This window comes from Paragemmobacter amnigenus, from assembly GCF_009908265.2.
In the GTDB taxonomy this organism is placed as follows: Bacteria; Pseudomonadota; Alphaproteobacteria; order Rhodobacterales; family Rhodobacteraceae; genus Paragemmobacter; species Paragemmobacter amnigenus.
The window spans coordinates 143,642-159,351 of record NZ_JAAATX020000004.1 but is presented as its reverse complement, the minus strand read 5'-3'; the positions used below and the strand labels follow the sequence as shown (position 1 = coordinate 159,351).

At 67.9% G+C, this 15,710-nt stretch carries 14 protein-coding genes and 1 riboswitch; of the genes, 4 read left to right on the top strand and 10 right to left on the bottom strand.

Features of this window, described 5'->3' with window-relative positions; all coding sequences use genetic code 11:
* Position 1: 1 nt before the first annotated feature.
* The 3 genes from GU927_RS06845 to GU927_RS06835 form a co-directional block, all read right to left on the bottom strand.
* Entirely contained in the window at positions 2-1,381 is a 1,380-nt protein-coding gene (locus tag GU927_RS06845; RefSeq protein WP_161761607.1) for an aldehyde dehydrogenase family protein, read from the bottom strand.
* Between the two features lie 69 nt (positions 1,382-1,450).
* Positions 1,451-2,818 (bottom strand): glutamine synthetase family protein, encoded by a 1,368-nt coding sequence (locus GU927_RS06840; protein ID WP_161761606.1) that lies wholly within the window; start codon positions 2,816-2,818, stop codon positions 1,451-1,453.
* A gap of 233 nt (positions 2,819-3,051) precedes the next feature.
* Positions 3,052-3,834: an N-formylglutamate amidohydrolase gene (locus GU927_RS06835; RefSeq protein WP_161761605.1), complete on the bottom strand. Its 783-nt coding sequence runs from the start codon at positions 3,832-3,834 to the stop codon at positions 3,052-3,054.
* A gap of 170 nt (positions 3,835-4,004) precedes the next feature.
* On the opposite strand from GU927_RS06835, the gene GU927_RS06830 reads away from it, so the two are divergent.
* On the top strand, positions 4,005-4,874 hold the full coding sequence (locus GU927_RS06830) for a MurR/RpiR family transcriptional regulator (RefSeq protein ID WP_161761604.1): 870 nt from the start codon (positions 4,005-4,007) through the stop codon (positions 4,872-4,874).
* A 19-nt stretch (positions 4,875-4,893) separates the two neighbouring features.
* On the opposite strand, the gene GU927_RS06825 is transcribed toward GU927_RS06830, so the two are convergent.
* The 4 genes from GU927_RS06825 to GU927_RS06810 all read right to left on the bottom strand — a co-directional run bounded on the left by GU927_RS06825 (position 4,894) and on the right by GU927_RS06810 (position 8,179).
* Positions 4,894-5,115 (bottom strand): type II toxin-antitoxin system RelE/ParE family toxin, encoded by a 222-nt coding sequence (locus tag GU927_RS06825; RefSeq protein ID WP_232489144.1) that lies wholly within the window; start codon positions 5,113-5,115, stop codon positions 4,894-4,896.
* Between the two features lie 29 nt (positions 5,116-5,144).
* Complete coding sequence (locus GU927_RS06820) at positions 5,145-5,453, bottom strand: type II toxin-antitoxin system RelB/DinJ family antitoxin (protein WP_161761603.1); 309 nt, start codon at positions 5,451-5,453, stop codon at positions 5,145-5,147.
* Positions 5,454-5,536: 83 nt separating this feature from the next.
* On the bottom strand, positions 5,537-6,409 hold the full coding sequence (locus GU927_RS06815; protein WP_161761602.1) for a DMT family transporter: 873 nt from the start codon (positions 6,407-6,409) through the stop codon (positions 5,537-5,539).
* Positions 6,410-6,508: 99 nt separating this feature from the next.
* Positions 6,509-8,179: an NAD+ synthase gene (locus GU927_RS06810; RefSeq protein WP_161761601.1), complete on the bottom strand. Its 1,671-nt coding sequence runs from the start codon at positions 8,177-8,179 to the stop codon at positions 6,509-6,511.
* A gap of 127 nt (positions 8,180-8,306) precedes the next feature.
* Between GU927_RS06810 and GU927_RS06805 the strand changes: the two genes are divergently transcribed.
* Positions 8,307-9,779 carry an MORN repeat-containing protein gene (locus tag GU927_RS06805; protein ID WP_161761600.1) on the top strand — a complete coding sequence of 491 codons (1,473 nt, stop codon included), beginning with the start codon at positions 8,307-8,309 and terminating at the stop codon, positions 9,777-9,779.
* Positions 9,780-9,854: 75 nt separating this feature from the next.
* Here GU927_RS06805 and GU927_RS06800 read toward each other — a convergent pair whose 3' ends face one another.
* The 3 genes from GU927_RS06800 to GU927_RS06790 all read right to left on the bottom strand — a co-directional run bounded on the left by GU927_RS06800 (position 9,855) and on the right by GU927_RS06790 (position 12,572).
* Entirely contained in the window at positions 9,855-10,823 is a 969-nt protein-coding gene (locus GU927_RS06800) for a 1-phosphofructokinase family hexose kinase (RefSeq protein ID WP_161761599.1), read from the bottom strand.
* Between the two features lie 109 nt (positions 10,824-10,932).
* Positions 10,933-11,868 (bottom strand): MBL fold metallo-hydrolase, encoded by a 936-nt coding sequence (locus GU927_RS06795; RefSeq protein WP_161761598.1) that lies wholly within the window; start codon positions 11,866-11,868, stop codon positions 10,933-10,935.
* 266 nt (positions 11,869-12,134) lie between these two features.
* Complete coding sequence (locus GU927_RS06790; protein WP_161761597.1) at positions 12,135-12,572, bottom strand: metallopeptidase family protein; 438 nt, start codon at positions 12,570-12,572, stop codon at positions 12,135-12,137.
* A gap of 80 nt (positions 12,573-12,652) precedes the next feature.
* On the opposite strand from GU927_RS06790, the gene gltX reads away from it, so the two are divergent.
* A complete protein-coding gene (gene gltX, locus GU927_RS06785) occupies positions 12,653-13,990 on the top strand; it encodes a glutamate--tRNA ligase (protein ID WP_161761596.1) in 1,338 nt (445 codons plus the stop codon).
* A 146-nt stretch (positions 13,991-14,136) separates the two neighbouring features.
* Positions 14,137-15,495 (top strand): MATE family efflux transporter, encoded by a 1,359-nt coding sequence (locus GU927_RS06780; protein WP_232489143.1) that lies wholly within the window; start codon positions 14,137-14,139, stop codon positions 15,493-15,495.
* 91 nt (positions 15,496-15,586) lie between these two features.
* A riboswitch (glycine riboswitch) is annotated at positions 15,587-15,693 on the top strand.
* The last annotated feature ends 17 nt before the right edge of the window (positions 15,694-15,710 follow it).

The window sequence follows — 15,710 nt, the reverse complement described above, 5'->3', positions numbered from 1 at the left end:
GTCAGACCTTCTTGAGGTGATAGGATTTCGGACGGGTCACCGAATGGAACCCGAGATAGGACAGGCTGCCGCCGCGACCCGTATCCTTGCACCCTGTCCAGCAGAGCGCGGGGTCGAGGTAGTCGGCGCGGTTCATGAAGACCGTGCCGGTTTCGATGCGCTGGCCGATGGCCTGTGCCGTCTCGTAATCCTGCGTCCAGACCGAGGCGGTCAGGCCATAGGGCGAGTCGTTCATCAGGCGCACGGCTTCTTCATCGTCCTTGACCTTCATGATGCCGACGACGGGACCGAAGGATTCCTCGGTCATCACGCGCATGGAGTGGTCGACATTGACGAGGATTTGCGGCGCGAGATAGGCGCCGCCGTCATCGGCGGGGAAGAGGGCGGGGTCGATCAGGGGTTTGGCGCCTGCGGCCACGGCCTCGGCGATCTGGGAGCGGACCACGGCGGCGAAGCGCTTGTTCGCCATCGGCCCGAGGGTGCTGTCCGCGTCGAAGGGGTTGCCGAGTTTCAGGGTTTTCACCCATGCCACGGCCTTTTCGACGAAGGCGTCGTAGAGCGATTCATGCACGTAGATGCGTTCGATCCCGCAGCAGCACTGGCCCGCATTGTACATCGCGCCGTCCATGAGTGTATCGACGGCGGCGTCGAGGTTCGCGTCGTGGCGGACATAGCCCGGGTCTTTCCCGCCCAGTTCGAGGCCGAGGGGGGTGAAGGTTCCTGCGGCGGCCTTTTCCATCGCGACCCCGCCCGCGACCGAGCCGGTGAAGTTGACGAAGCCGAAGGAGCGCGCGGCGATGAGCGATTCCGTCGTGGCATGGTCGAGGACGACGTTCTGGAACACGTCTTCCGGCACGCCTGCGGCGTGGAAGGCCTCTGCCAGACGCTCGCCGACCTTCATGGTCTGGCTGGCGTGTTTCAGGATCACGGTGTTGCCCGCGATCAGGGCGGGGACCAGCGTGTTGATGGTGGTCAGGTAGGGATAGTTCCACGGGGCCACGATGAAGACCACGCCCACCGGATCGCGGGCGAGGTAGCGGCGGAATTTGTCGCTGTCCTCGATCATCTGCGGGGCGAGGGTCGCGGCGGCGATGTCGGACATGTATTCCGTGCGGGCATTCACCCCGCCGAATTCGCCGCCGAAGCGGGTGGGGCGGCCCATCTGCCAGGCCAGTTCCTCGACGATCACGGCCGACATTTCGTTCAGCTTCTTCACGCCCGCCTTGACCAGCGCGATGCGGTCCTCCAGCGGGCGGGCGGCCCATGCCTTTTGCGCGCCCTTGGCGCGGGCGACGGCGGCCTGTGCGGCCTCGGGCGTCAGGGGCATGCGTTCCAGATAGACCGATCCGTCGACCGGCGAGATGAGTTGGATGGGTTTCATGTTCGGCGTCCTTGTAGGGCGGGGTTCACCCCGCCGATCCGTCCCAGGGCGGGGTGAACCCCGCCCTACTTATGCGCGTTCCAGCAGTCGCTGGAGTTCGAAATCGGTCACCACGCGGTCCGTTTCCGAAATCTCCCACTGCGCGGCGTGGTGGTAGTGGTCCACCACATCGTCGCCGAAGGCCGCGCGCAGCATGGACGAGCCATGCAGGCGGTCTGCGGCCTCGCGCAGGGTTTTCGGAATTTCGCGGATACCGGCGGTGTTGTACATGTCGCCCTTCATCTCGGGCTCCAGCTCCATCTTGCCTTCGATGCCTGCAAGTCCTGCGGCCAGAAGGGCGGCGCAGCAGAGGTAGGGGTTCACGTCGGAGCCGGGGATGCGGCATTCCACGCGCACGGCCTTGGTATGCTCGCCGCAGATGCGGAAGCCTGCGGTGCGGTTGTCCGCGCTCCACACCGCCTTGGTCGGCGCGAAGAGGCCGATGCAGAAGCGTTTGTAGCTGTTGACGTAAGGCGCGAGGAAGGCGGTGATTTCCTGTGCATGGGCAAGCTGGCCCGCGAGGAAGTGCTTCATCGTGGCGGACATGCCGTGTTCGTCATCATGGTCGTAGAAGGCGGGTTTGCCGTCCAGCGTCCAGAGCGACTGGTGCACGTGTGACGACGACCCCGCCTTGCGGTGGTCGTATTTCGCCATGAAGGTCACCGACTTGCCCTTCAGATGCGCGATCTCCTTCACGCCCTGCTTGACGATGACGTGGTTGTCGGCGGTGTCCAGCGCGTCGGAATAGCGGTAGTTCACCTCGTGCTGGCCGCTGTCGGCCTCTCCCTTGGTGTTTTCGATGGGGATGCCTGCCGCGTAGAGGTGGTTCCTGACGTCGCGCATGAGGCTTTCTTCCTTGGTCGTCTGGAAGATGTGGTAATCCTCGTTATAGGCGCTGATGGGCTTGAGGCCGCCGAAGCCGGTGTCGCGCAGGTCTTCGTAGGCGTTCTCGAAGATGTAGAATTCGAGTTCCGTCGCCATCATCGCGTCAAAGCCCATGGCGCGGGCGCGGGCGACCTGTCTTTTCAGGATGGCGCGGGGGCTGACGGCCACCTCCTCATGCGTGTGGTGGTCGAGCAGGTCGGCAAGGCAGAGCGCGGTGGCGGGCAGCCACGGGATACGGCGCAGGGTGGCGAGGTCGGGTTTCATGACGTAGTCGCCATAGCCCTTTTCCCAGCCGGCGGTCTTGTAGCCGGGGACGGTGTTCATCTCCATGTCCACGGCGAGGAGGTAGTTGCAGCAATGGGTTTCCTTCCAGCCGCCATTCACGAAGAAGGCGGCGTGGAAGCGTTTGCCCATCAGCCGCCCCTGCATGTCGACCGAGGCGACGAGGACGGTGTCGATCTCGCCGCGGTCCACGGCTTCTTTCAGGGCGTCGAGGGTCATGTTGCCGGGCATGTCTTGCTCTCATCTGTTGTGCGGTGCGTCTGGCCCTTGGCCGGGCCGGGGAACGGGCTGGGTCGCTCAGACGGAACGGGCACCGCCGAATTCGGGCTTGCGGGGCCAGCAGTCGCGCAGAAGGGGGTCGGAGGGCGGCATGGCGGGGTCCGTGGGTTGGACGGGGAATTTGATCATATCTTTGCGGGCCGCGTCGCGGAAGGCAAGGGGCCTGCGCGGCGGGGCGGGCCGCGTCATGCCGTCACCCCGGCGGGAAGGGCGGCGATGGCGGCCGACAGGACGGGGGCAAGGGTGCCGGCCATGGCCTGTTCGGCCGCGGGGGTGGCGATCAGGTCGTTGCGGATTTCCAGCATGGCATTGGGCAGGCCATAGGGCGTGGCCTGCAGGCGCAGGGTGTGGGTCACATCGTCCAGCGCGGAATAGGGTTCGTTCCATTCGGCGCGGAGCGGCGTGCGGGCGCGGGCTTCGGACAGGATGGTGCGGGGCAGGGTTTCGTCGGCATCGTGGATGACGCCGAATTCCACCGCGCGGGGCGTGCCGAAATAGACCGGCGTGAAGCTGTGGATGGTCACCATCACCGGGGCAAGGCCGCGGGCGAGGCGGTCCATCAGCAGGGAATGCAGGCCATGGTGGAAGGGAGTATAGACCGCCGCCGTGCGCGTGGCGCGCTGGTCGGGGGTGAGGGCGGCATTGCCGGGGATGTCATGCACCTCGGATCGTGCGGGCATGGCGCCCGCCATATGCGGCGCGCGGTTGAGATCGTAGACAAGCCGCGAGACGGGCGCATGGACCAGCACGGCGTCGAGCAGGCGCGCAAGCCCGCGCGCCACGCCCAGCGCGCCGGGGTCCCAGGCGATATGGGCCATGCGCTGTTCCGCCGTCAGGCCCAGATCGCCCCAGCGCGCGGGGATATGGTTCGAGGCATGTTCGCAGACCAGCACCAGACGCCCACGGGCCGTGCCATTCTCGACCACGGGCGGAAAGACCGCCGTATTCCCCGTTCCGCCCGCGTTCATGGCGCGAGTCCCCTTCGCCGCTGATGGGGCCAAGAGTTCCGCCGCGGCGTGGGACTGTCAAGAATTTTTCGGCCCGCGCATTTCTGTTACAAACTTTTCTGACTTGGACGGTTGCGGGAATTCGGCCACGCTGGCCGAATGTGCCCCGGGCGGGGGAAAGAGGAGGCCGCATGGACGCTGCGCTGACGATCGAGGACCGGATGCGCGGCGCGATGGGTGACCTGACGCGGGCCGAACGGCAGTTGGCGGGGCATATCCTGACGCATTATCCCGTGGCGGCGCTGGGATCGATCACCGAACTGGCCAAGGCGGCGGGGGTGTCGAATCCGACGGTGGTGCGGCTGTGCCAGAAGCTGGGCTACAAGGGCTATCCCGATTACCAGCAGGCGCTGCGGGGAGAGGTAGAGGCGATGCTCGTCTCGCCGCTGGTCAAGCATGACCGCTGGGCGGGGGGGGTACCGGATACGCATATCCTCAACCGTTTTGCCGATGCGGTGGTGGGCAATCTGCAGGCGACGCTGGGGCAGATCGACCATGCGGAATTCGACGCGGCGGCGGCGCTGCTGGCCGATCCGGCGCGGCGGGTCTTTGCGATGGGCGGGCGGATCACCCATGCGATGGCGGATTACCTTGTCACGCTGATGCGGAATGTTCGGTCGGATGTGACGCTGCTGTCGGGGATGTCGAATACGTGGCCGCCCGCTCTTCTGGACATGCGGCGGGGGGATGTGCTGGTCGTGTTCGACATCCGCCGCTACGAGAATTCGGTGCTGCAACTGACCGAGCTGGCGCTGGAGCAGGGGGCGGAGGTGATCCTTGTCACCGACCGCTGGCTGTCGCCCGCCGCCGCCCATGCGCGGCATGTGCTGGCCTGCCATATCGAGGCGCCGAGCGCGTGGGATTCCACCGTGTCCCTGCTGGTTCTGGTGGAGACGCTGCTGGCGTCGGTGCAGGACCGGACGTGGGAGGTGACGGAAGGGCGGCTGAAGCGGCTGGAGGAGCTTTATGCCAAGGCGCGGTTCTTCCGGCGGCACCGGTAGGTGGGCAATAGTGCCCATCCTATGGCCAGTTCCGCGCGCTGTGCAGGACGCGCAGGATGGTGACGGTGTCTTCGGCGAGGGCGTAGACGAGGATATAGTTCGGGTGCACCACCATCTCGCGCGTGCCGGCAAGGCGGCCGGTGCGATGGGCGCGGGGGTTGGCGGGAAGGCGGGCAACGCGCTCGAAGATCGTGGCGCGAAGGGCCGCCGCTGCGACCGGATTGTGGTCTGCGATAGGCATGGATCGAGGCCACGTCGAGACGGGCGCGTCTACTCCAGCGGACTTCTGTCTCGGACACGGATACGGATCAACTCGTCAATTTCACGGATCGCTTCTTCATGGGACAGGAGCGGCCCCGGGTCGTCAAGCGCCTCTTGCACCTTGCGGCGGAACCATTCGTCGTGGGTTTCCTCGGACACGGTCAGGCCGGGGGGAAGGCCGCCCTCGCGCGCGACGCGGGTCAGCAGGATGCGGACGGCGTCCGAGAGGGTGAGCCCCACCCCTTCGAGCGCGGCGGCGGCGCGGGTCTTGACGTCTTCGTCGATGCGGATGTGGAGCATGGTGGTGTTGGCGGGCATGCGGGCTTTCCCTTGGACCTGCGGGCAAGGGTGTATCTCGATTGAGATACAGTCAAGGGGGTCTGCGGGGCGTGGGGGCGGGGTCAGGCGGCCGCGGCCCGCCTTGCGCCGGAGATGCCGTTCATGGTGACCGCGACCAGCAGGACCGCCCCGCCGAGGAAGGTGGCGGCAGAGGCCGTCTCGCCCAGGAACAGCCAGACCCAGAGGGGGGCGAGCATCACCTCGATATTCGACAGGAGCGCGGATTCGGCGGCGGGGACCACGCGGCTGCCCAGTTCGTAGAGCACCATCCCCCCCGACAGCGTCACCGCCCCCATCGCCATGGCCCAGAGCGCGTCGGGCAGGGGGACGGCCAGCGTCTGGCCCATCTGCGCGGCGACGGTGGCGCCTGCGATGATCGAGAAGAGCCCGCCCAGCAGGACCGAGGGCAGGCTGTCCGACACCTTGCCCCAGCGCAGGGTGACGGTGAATACGGCAAAGCCCAGCGCCGAGAGGAGTGCTGCGGCATTTCCCGCCAGCGCGCCGCCCGACAGGTCGCTGCGGACCATGATGAAGATGCCCGCCAGCGCCACGCCCATGGCGGCCCATGTCTCGGTCCGGACGCGTTCGCCCAGCGCCATCCAGCCGATCAGTGCGGTCAGGAAGGGCGAGGCGGAAAAGAGGAAAACGGCATTGGCGATGGTGGTGGACTGGATAGAATAGATCGCGCCGCCGAAGGCCCCCACCAGCCCCAGCCCGCCCAGCGCGCCCGCAAGCCCGACCGAGCGGATGGCGGGGAGGGGCGAGCCGCCCGCGCGCCACATCAGGAAGCCCAGAAGCACGGGGATCATCCCGACCGAGCGCCAGAACAGCGTGGCCCATGTGCCCGCGTCATGGATCTGGCGGAAGATCAGCCCCTGCAACGACCATGTCACGCCTGCCGCGACCACCAGCACCATGCCCGTTCCGTAGCGCATCCGTCCCTCCGCCCTTGACCGACATCAGGAGCACGGGGCGCGGGGTGGCGTCTGTTCCAATCCCGACTTGCGTGCCGCCTTTTCCGCAGGGGCCGCGGATCAGCCCTGCGCGCCGCTGCCGTCGCGCCAGCGCATGACCATGGGATAGCGGCGGTCGAGCCAGAACGCCTTTTGCGTGAGCCGCACGCCGGGGGCGGACTGGAAGCGCTTCCATTCGCTGGTATAGAGCAGCCCTTCCACCCGTTTCACCGTGGCAAGGTCGTGGCCCTGTGCCACGATCTCGGCCACCGACAGCTCCTTTTCCACCAGTCCTTCGAGGATGGCGTCAAGCACCGGATAGGGCGGCAGCGAATCCTCGTCCTTCTGGTTGTCGCGCAGTTCCGCGCTGGGGGGCTTGTCGATGATGGCGGGGGGGATCACCTCGCCGCGCGGGGCCTTCATCCACGGGCGATGATGGGCGTTGCGCCAGCGGCAGGTGTCGAAGACGCGGGTCTTCCACAGGTCCTTGATCGGGTTGAAGCCGCCGTTCATGTCGCCGTAGATCGTGCAATAGCCCACCGCCACCTCGGACTTGTTGCCGGTGGTCAGGAGCATCGCGCCGAACTTGTTGGACAGCGCCATGAGCAGGAGGCCGCGCAGGCGGGACTGAATGTTTTCCTCGGTGATGCCCGGCTGAGTTCCGGCAAAGAGGGGGGCGAGTGCGGTACCCACGGCATCCTGCGGGCCGGTGATGGGCAGGGTGTCGAGCCGGCAGCCCAGACGCCGCGCGCAATCGGCGGCATCGTCGAGCGAGCCTTGCGAGGTGAAGCGCGAGGGCAGCATGACGCAATGCACGTTCTCCGGCCCCAGCGCATCGGCGGCGATGGTGGCGACGAGCGCGGAATCGATCCCGCCCGAGAGGCCAAGGACGACCTTGGAAAACCCCGATTTGCCCAGATAATCGCGCAGGCCGATGGTCATGGCGCGATAGTCGGCCTCGGCCACGGGGGGGATGTCGGCCATCAGGCCGCGCGCGGCCTGCCAGCCGTCGGGGGTGCGGGTGAAGTCGACATGGGTGATGCAGTCCTCGAACTGGGGCATCTGCACGGCAAGGTGTCCGCCCGCGTTCAGCACCATGGAGCAGCCGTCGAACACCTGATCGTCCTGCCCGCCGGTCATGTTCAGATAGACCAGCGGCAGGCCCGTTTCGACCACCCGCGCCACCATCAGGTTCAGCCGCAGGTCCGGCTTGCCGCGGTGATAGGGCGAGCCGTTGGGGACGAGCAGGATCTCGGCCCCCGTCTCGGCCAGCGTTTCGGCCACGTCGGGGTGCCAGCTGTCCTCGCAGATCGGGGTGCCGATGCGGAGGCCGTTCACCACATAGGGGCCGTGCACATCGGCAGGGGTGAAGAGGCGCTTTTCGTCGAAGACGCCGTCATTGGGCAGGTGGTGTTTCAGCACGCGCGCCGACACCTTGCCGTGCTGGAGAACGTACCAGGCGTTGTAGAGCGCCCCGCCGTCGGACCACGGCCCCCCGATGCCGAGGGCTGGGCCATCGGCGCAGGCCGCCGCCAGCGACTCGACCGCCGCCATGGCATCGCGGACGAAGGCGGGTTTCAGGATCAGGTCCTGCGTCTGGTAGCCGGTCACGAACATCTCGGTCAGGGCGACCATGTCGGCGCCTGCCGCGCGCCCCTCGTCCCATGCGGCGCGGGCCTTGGCGATGTTGCCCGCGATGTCGCCCACCACGGGGTTCAGTTGCGCCAGCGTGAGGCGGAAGGTATCGGCCATGCGAGGACATCCGTTGCGTCTTTGGTCCGTTCTAGCAGAACCCCCGCCGAGGGAAAGGTGCGCGCCTTGCGGCAGGGCGGGGCGGCGGCTAGGGTTCGCGCAGGATCATGGGCGGGGCGCGGCGCGGATGCGGGTGACGGGACGGGCGGTTCTTGCGGTGTGGCTGGCGTTGGCGCTGCCTGTGGCGGCGGTGGCGCAGGACGGGGGCGAGGTCGTCACCAAGCAATATGACGACGGGTCCGTCTACGAGGGCACCTTCCGCAACGGATTGCAGCACGGGACCGGCACATACCGCCTGCCCAACGGGTTCGAGTATTCCGGCGAATGGGTGGACGGCAAGATCACCGGACCGGGGCGGGCGCGCTATCCCAACGGGTCGGTCTACGAGGGGGCGTTCAGGGACGGCCAGCCCGACGGGACGGGGCGGATCACCTATTCCGACGGCGGCAGCTACGAGGGTGACTGGGTCGCGGGCGCGATCACCGGCAAGGGCGTCGCACGCTATGCCGACGGGTCGGTCTATACCGGCAGTTTCCGCGACGGGCGGCACGAGGGCGAGGGCGTGCTGGAGGCAAAGGGCGGGTTCCGTTACGAGGGCAACTGGTCCGACGGTGCCCTGCAGGGCGAGGGCCGCGTCACCTATCCCGATGGCGCGGTCTATCAGGGCGCTCTGGTGGCGGGCCAGCGCGAGGGGGCGGGGACGCTGACCCTGCCGGACGGGATGGTCTATGTGGGCAACTGGTCGAAGGGCCAGATGAACGGGCAGGGCAAGCTGACCTATCCGGCGGGCGACGTCTACGAGGGCGGCTTTGCCGAGGGGCAGAAGACCGGCAAGGGGCGGCTCGCCTATGCCAATGGCGATGTCTACGAGGGCACCTTCGCCGCCGACCGGCGCAGCGGGCAGGGGGTGTTCCGCGCGGCCGACGGCTATGTGCTGGAGGGGAACTGGCGCGCCGGGGTGCTGGAGGGGCAGGGGAAGCTGACCTATCCCGACGGGTCTGTCTACCAGGGCACGCTGAAGGCGGACCGGCCGGACGGGCGGGGCAGGATCACCTATCCCGGCGGCGCGAGTTACGAGGGCGACTGGAGCGCGGGGGTGATCGGCGGGACGGGGCGGGCGACCTATGCCGACGGGTCGGTCTACGAGGGGCCTTTCAAGGATGCGCGGCCCGACGGGATCGGGACGATGACCATGCCCGACGGCTATGTCTACAAGGGCCAGTTCAAGGCGGGCCAGCGCGAGGGGTTCGGGCGCGCGGTCTGGCCCGATGGCACGGTCTATGCGGGCGAATTCCGCGCGGGGCTGCGCGAGGGCAAGGGGCAGCTGACCATGCCCGACGGCTTTGCCTATGTGGGCGACTGGCTTGGCGGCGAGATCCACGGGCAGGGCACGGCGACCTATGCCAGCGGCGATGTCTATGTCGGGGCCTTCGAGAAGGGGCGGCGTCAGGGGCAGGGCAAGCTGACCTATGCCTCGGGTCAGGTGGCCGAGGGGGTGTGGCTGAACGGCATCCTCGTCGCGCCGCCGGAGGCACCCGCAGAGACGGGCGAGGCGGCGGCGCCTGCCGAACCTTCCGTTCCGGCAGAGGGGGGCAACTGACCCGCCCCTTCATCTCGGCCCAAATACTCCGGGGGTTCGGGGGCTGGCCCCCGATATGCGGCGGGGGAGGCGGGGTCAGACTTCGGAGACCACCGCCTCGGGCAGGAGGCGGGCCACGTCGCCGGCGTTGCACAGTTCGGTCGCGGCGGACATGACGGCGGCGGCGGCGGCGGCGACGCCCTGCGAGAGCGCCGCATCCTCGGACTGCCCGCGGGCGAGGGCGAGGACGTAGCCCCCTACGAAGCTGTCGCCTGCGCCGACCTTGGAGGTGACCTTCACCTTCGGGGCCTTGGCGAAGATGCGGCGGGTGGCATCGGCAAGGACCGACCCGTCCGCCCCGCGCGCCACGATCACCTTGCGCGCCACGCCGCGGCGGACCAGCGACTGGGCGAAATCGGCGGTGTCGGCGCGGGTGTCGAGGGTGCGGCCTGCCAGCGTCTCGGCCTCTTCGCCGTCCATGCGGAGGACTTCGAGATCGGGGATGGGATGCGTGACCGCCTGCGTCAGGGCCGCCCCCGATGTATCCACCACCACGCGCATTCCGGCCATGGCGGCGGCAAGGCGGGCGGGGAAATCCATCGGTACGCCGGGCGGCTGGCTGCCCGAGATCACGGCGAAACCGCCCGGTTTTCCGGCGGCGCGCAGCAGCATGAAGACGCGGGCCTGATCCTGTTCCTGCCAGACGGGGCCGGGGAGCATGAAGCGGTATTGCCGGCCGGTGGAAGCTTCGTTCACCGTCAGGCTCTGCCGCGTTTCGCCCGGGCCGGTGATGCCGAGGAACATGACCCCCTCGCGCCGGATGAGTTCGGCCAGACGGTCGCCGGTCAGCCCGCCGAGTGCCACGAGGGCAAGGGATTCGCCCCCCAGCGCGTGGATGGCGCGGCTGACGTTCAGACCGCCGCCGCCGGGGTCGAGTTGCGGGTCGGAGCAGCGCAGTTTTTCGTCCGGCACCATCCGCGGCACCGAGGAGGCCATGTCGAGCGCCGGGTTCAGCGTCAGCGTCAGGATCGAGGCGGGCTGCGAAATCTTGGCTTGGTCAGGCATTTCGCGGCCCCTTTCGGTCGGTCGTTCCGGTCGGGGCGCATGATAGCGCTAACGGATGGTATGGGGCAAGGTGGTGCGGGGCAAGCGGTGGCCTTGCCCCGCCCCTGCCTTAGAGCATGAGCTGGTAGCTGGCCGGAACGTAGCGGAAGCCGTCGCCATTCGCCTCGACATAGCCGATGGCGGGGAAAGGCATGTGGTAGCCCGCAAAGGGGATGCGGTCGGTGGCGAGCATCCCGAGGATCTGGCGGCGGGTGGCGGCGGCCTGTGCCTTGTCCTGATCGAAGCGGACCTCCCAGTCGGGATGGGCGAGGGACCAGACATAGTGGTTGGTGGTGTCGGCAAGGATCGCCATGCGGGCGTTGCCGCTTTCCAGCATATAGGTGAAATGGCCGGGGGTGTGGCCGGGGGCGGCCATGGCGGTGATGCCCGAGACGACCGCGCCGCCGTCATCGAGGAAGCTGAACTTCTCGTTCAGCGGTTTGACCTTGGCGTCGAACGTCTCGTTCCCGGCGGCGGACCAGGTGTTGTGTTCGGTCGCGCCGGTGACGTAGCGGGCATTGGTGTAGGTCGGGCTGCCATCCTCGCCCGAGAGGCCGCCGATATGGTCGCCGTGCATGTGGGTGATGATGACGATGTCGATCTGGTCGGGGGTGATGCCCGCGCCGGAAAGGGCGGCGGTGGTGGCGGTGGCGTCAAGGCCCGTGTCGAAGAGGACAAGCTCCGCGCCGGTGTTCACCACGACGGGGGTGAAGAAGTTGAAGGTCCGGTCGGCGGGGATGAAATTCGCGGCGGAGACGGCGGCGAATTCCTCGGCCGGGACGTTCATGCCGAAGGTTTCCTGCGGCTTGTCGCCCGCGCGGGTGCCGGCGAGGATGGTCGTGACCTCGAAGGCGCCCAGTTTCACGCGGTGGAAGGGGGCGTGGCCTGCGCCCTGCTGGGGCGCGGCGGCAAGGGCGGGGCGGGCGGAAAGCAGCGCGGGGGCGGCAAGCGGAAGGGCGGCACCGGCAAACAGCGCCGAGCGGCGCGACAGGGTCGGGGTCGTCATGTGGCATCCTCCGGTTTGAAGTACTATCCGGAAGGATAGGGTCGGGGCGGGGGCGGGCCAGTCACGGTGACGTTAACGGGTGCGAACGGGCGCACAGTCGCTGTGCGGTTGTGCGGGGTGGGGGCATGGGAGCGTCGGGCAGGTCTGGGTTTCGCCCGGGGCCAAAGCCCCGGGCGGCGGCCGCACCGCCCCCACGGGGCGGCCGCACGTATACGTGCGACCACCCCGCGGTGCGGCCGCCGCCCTGCCGTTGCGCCGGATCGGGGCTATTCCCACCACGGGTCGATGGCGGCGATGTCGTCATCCGACCAGCCGAAATGGTGCGCCAGTTCATGCACCACCACATGCGACACCAGATCGCCCAGACCCACATCTCCGCGGTCGATCCATTCTTCAAGGATCGGGCGGCGGAAAAGCCAGACCACGTCGGGATGCTGGGGCTGGTCCATCACCGATTTCTCGGTCAGGGGGGTGCCTTCGTAAAGGCCGGTGAGTTCGTAGGGGTCTTCCAGACCCATCGCCTCCAGCACCTCGTCGGGCGGGAAGTCGGTGATCCGCAGGGCGACGCGCGTTGCCGCGTCGCGCCACGGCTGGGGCAGGTTGACCACGGCGTCATGGGCAAGCTGTTCGAACAGCGCAAGGTCGGGGGCGGTGAAGCCGTCCCATCCGGGCGCATCCTCGTCGGGGTTGTCGGCTGTGGTCATGCGGGCCCTCCATCCCCCAGATATGGACAAAAGCGCCCGCCTGTGAAAGAGGAACGGGGTTCCAACGGAGCCGTTCCCCCATGTCCACCGCTTCTGCCGTCACCACCCGTTTCGCGCCCTCGCCCACCGGTTACATCCATGTGGGCAACCTGCGCACCGCGCTGATGAATTACCTGATCACCCGCAAGGCGGGGGGGACCTTCATCCTGCGGCTGGATGACACGGATCAGGAGCGCTCCAAGCAGGAATATATCGACGGGCTGATGGAGGATCTGGACTGGCTGGGCATCCGCTATGACCGCGTGGAACAGCAGTCCAAGCGGCTGGCGCGCTATGCCGAGGCGGCCGAGCAGTTGAAGGCGGCGGGGCGGTTCTACGAGTGTTTCGAGACGCCGACCGAACTGGACCTGAAGCGGAAGAAACTGCTGAACATGGGCAAGCCGCCGGTTTATGACCGCGCATCGCTGCACCTGACCGAAGAGCAGAAGGCGGCCTATCGCGCCGAGGGGCGGCAGGGCTATTGGCGCTTTCGTCTGGATCAGGAGCGGATCGAGTGGCGCGACGGGATCATCGGGGACATTTCCATCGATGCGGCGTCGGTGTCGGACCCCGTGCTGATCAAGGCGGACGGGCAGGTTCTTTATACCTTCGCCTCGTCGGTGGATGACGTGGACATGGGCGTCACGCATATCGTGCGGGGCGCGGACCATGTGACGAATACCGCGACGCAGATCCAGATCATGAAGGCGCTGGGCGGCACGCCGCCGCAGTTTGCCCATCACAGCCTGCTGACCGGCCCGCAGGGCGAGGAATTGTCCAAGCGTCTGGGCGTGCTGAGCCTGCGCGACTTGCGGGCGCGGGGGGTGGCGCCCTTGGCGCTGATGTCGCTCATGGCGCGGCTGGGGTCGTCGAAGCCGGTGGAACTGGCGTCAAGCATGCAGGACCTGATCGACGGGTTCGATGTGGGATCCTTCGGCGCGGCGCCGACGAAGTTCGATGCCGAGGACCTGTTCCCGCTGACGCGGGCGCATGTGCAGGGGCTGCCCTATGCGGCGGTGGCTGACCGGATCGCCGCGCTGGGCGTGCCGGCGGGCGAGGCGGAGGCGTTCTGGAACGTGGCCAAGGGCAATATCACGGTGCTGGACGATCTGGGCGAGTGGTGGACCCTGTTCCGCGACGGGGCGGAGCCCATGGTCGAGGCGGGCGACGAGGAATTCGTGGCGCAGGCGGTGGCGATGCTGCCCGCGCGGCCCTGGACGCAGGCGACCTGGGGCGAGTGGACGGAGGCGGTGAAGGCCGCGACGGGGCGGAAGGGCAAGCAGCTTTACATGCCGCTGCGCAAGGCGCTGACGGGGCGGGCGAACGGGCCGGAGATGGCGGATGTGATGCCGCTGTTGAAGGTGGTTAAGGCGGGCTGAGGGCGAATTTTCTGGCGAAAATTCGGGCGCTTCGGTCCCGACGTCGTGACGGTTGAAACGTCGGACCGGGGGTTTTGCACCCCCGGACCCCCGCAGGATATTTGAGAACGGATGAAGGGCAGGGGCCTTTCGAAGGGGGGACTGGCGTGACGGCGGCGGGGATGGCGGGGCCTGAACAGGCGAAGTTCGTGTCGGGCAACCTGTTCCGGCATATCGCGGTGATGTCGCTGACATCCTCGGTCGGGTTGATGGCGATCTTCGTCGTGGACCTGATCAACATGCTGTACATCAGCTGGCTGAAAGACCCCGAAAAGACGGCGGCGATCGGCTATGCGGGGGCGGTGCTCTTCTTCACCACGGCCTTCGGGATCGGGCTGTCGGTGGGGGTGTCGGCGCTTGTGTCGCGGGCGGTGGGGGCGCGGGACGTGGCGCTGGCGCGGCAGCGGACGACGGAGGGGCTGTTGCTGGGCGTGGGGTTCGGCGGGGCCTTTGCGGCGCTGGTCTGGCTGGCGCTGCCGTGGATCGTGGCCCTGCTGGGGGCCACGGGCGGCACGGCGGAGGAGGCGCTGCATTTTCTGCGGGTGCTGGTCCCGTCGCAGCCTTTGCTGATGGTGGGCATGATCGGGGCGGGGGTGCTGCGGGCGCATGGGGATGCGCGGCGGGGGATGATGGTGACGGTCTGGGGGGCGGTGGTGCTGGCGGTGCTGGACCCTGTGCTGATCCTCTGGGCGGATCTGGGGCTGACGGGGGCGGCGCTGGCGGGGTGGGGGTCGCGGGCGGCGATTTCGGGCATGGCGCTGTGGCCGGTCTGGCGGCATTACGGCGGGTTCGGGCGGCCGTCAGTGCGGTCGGTCTGGCTGGCGGCGGCGCCGATCTTCGCGATTTCGGGGCCGGCGATCCTGACGCAGCTTGCCACGCCGGTGGGGCAGGCGGTCGTCACGCGCATGGTGGCGGGACATGGCGAGGCGGCGGTGGCGGGGATGGCCATCGCGGGGCGGCTGACGCCCGTGGCCTTTGGCATCATCTTCGCGCTGTCGGGGGCGGTGGGGCCGATCATCGGGCAGAACCTTGGCGCAGGCCGGATGGACCGCGTGCGGCGGGCATTCCGCGAGTCCATCGTCTTTGCGGGGCTGGTGATCGTGGGGATGTCGGCGATCCTGTTCCTTGCGCGGGGTGCCATCGCGGATGCTTTCCATGCGACGGGGCAGACGCGCGACCTGATCTACCTGTTCTGCGGGCCGCTGAGTTTGCTGTTCTTTTTCAACGGCCTGATCTTTGTCGCCAATGCCGCCTGCAACAATCTGGGGGCTGCGATGCAGTCGACCATGGTGAACTGGGGGCGGCATACGATCGGGACCGTGCCCTTTGCATGGGCGCTGGGCCTGTGGTGGGGGGCGGAGGGCGTGCTGGTCGGGCAGGCGGTGGGGGGCATCCTCTTCGGGCTGCTGGCGGTCTGGCTGGCGCTGCGGGTGATCGACCGCGTCGAGGCGGGCGCGCGGGTTTGATGCCTTTTGCGACGGGGTGTTTTGCCCCGTTGTATACCGTGGCATCCAAAATTTTGCTTGCCCGGTGACGCGGCCTCGGGGTATTGCATGGGGGTCAGCATCGGGAGAATCCGGCGCTCGGGGCGTGCCCCTTGTGAGCCGGTGCCGAAGGAGCAACCGCCCCGGTAAACTCTCAGGCAACAGGACCGTTGCTGGCGAAGAACTCTGGAGAGTGG

Excerpts from the sequence above, each read along its gene's own strand:
- GU927_RS06845 (WP_161761607.1), bottom strand. The coding sequence starts at position 1,381 with ATGAAACCCATCCAACTCATCTCGCCGGTCGACGGATCGGTCTATCTG.
- GU927_RS06840 (WP_161761606.1), bottom strand. The coding sequence starts at position 2,818 with ATGCCCGGCAACATGACCCTCGACGCCCTGAAAGAAGCCGTGGACCGC.
- GU927_RS06835 (WP_161761605.1), bottom strand. The coding sequence starts at position 3,834 with ATGAACGCGGGCGGAACGGGGAATACGGCGGTCTTTCCGCCCGTGGTC.
- GU927_RS06830 (WP_161761604.1), top strand. The coding sequence starts at position 4,005 with ATGGACGCTGCGCTGACGATCGAGGACCGGATGCGCGGCGCGATGGGT.
- GU927_RS06825 (WP_232489144.1), bottom strand. The coding sequence starts at position 5,115 with ATGCCTATCGCAGACCACAATCCGGTCGCAGCGGCGGCCCTTCGCGCC.
- GU927_RS06820 (WP_161761603.1), bottom strand. The coding sequence starts at position 5,453 with ATGCCCGCCAACACCACCATGCTCCACATCCGCATCGACGAAGACGTC.
- GU927_RS06815 (WP_161761602.1), bottom strand. The coding sequence starts at position 6,409 with ATGCGCTACGGAACGGGCATGGTGCTGGTGGTCGCGGCAGGCGTGACA.
- GU927_RS06810 (WP_161761601.1), bottom strand. The coding sequence starts at position 8,179 with ATGGCCGATACCTTCCGCCTCACGCTGGCGCAACTGAACCCCGTGGTG.
- GU927_RS06805 (WP_161761600.1), top strand. The coding sequence starts at position 8,307 with ATGCGGGTGACGGGACGGGCGGTTCTTGCGGTGTGGCTGGCGTTGGCG.
- GU927_RS06800 (WP_161761599.1), bottom strand. The coding sequence starts at position 10,823 with ATGCCTGACCAAGCCAAGATTTCGCAGCCCGCCTCGATCCTGACGCTG.
- GU927_RS06795 (WP_161761598.1), bottom strand. The coding sequence starts at position 11,868 with ATGACGACCCCGACCCTGTCGCGCCGCTCGGCGCTGTTTGCCGGTGCC.
- GU927_RS06790 (WP_161761597.1), bottom strand. The coding sequence starts at position 12,572 with ATGACCACAGCCGACAACCCCGACGAGGATGCGCCCGGATGGGACGGC.
- gltX (WP_161761596.1), top strand. The coding sequence starts at position 12,653 with ATGTCCACCGCTTCTGCCGTCACCACCCGTTTCGCGCCCTCGCCCACC.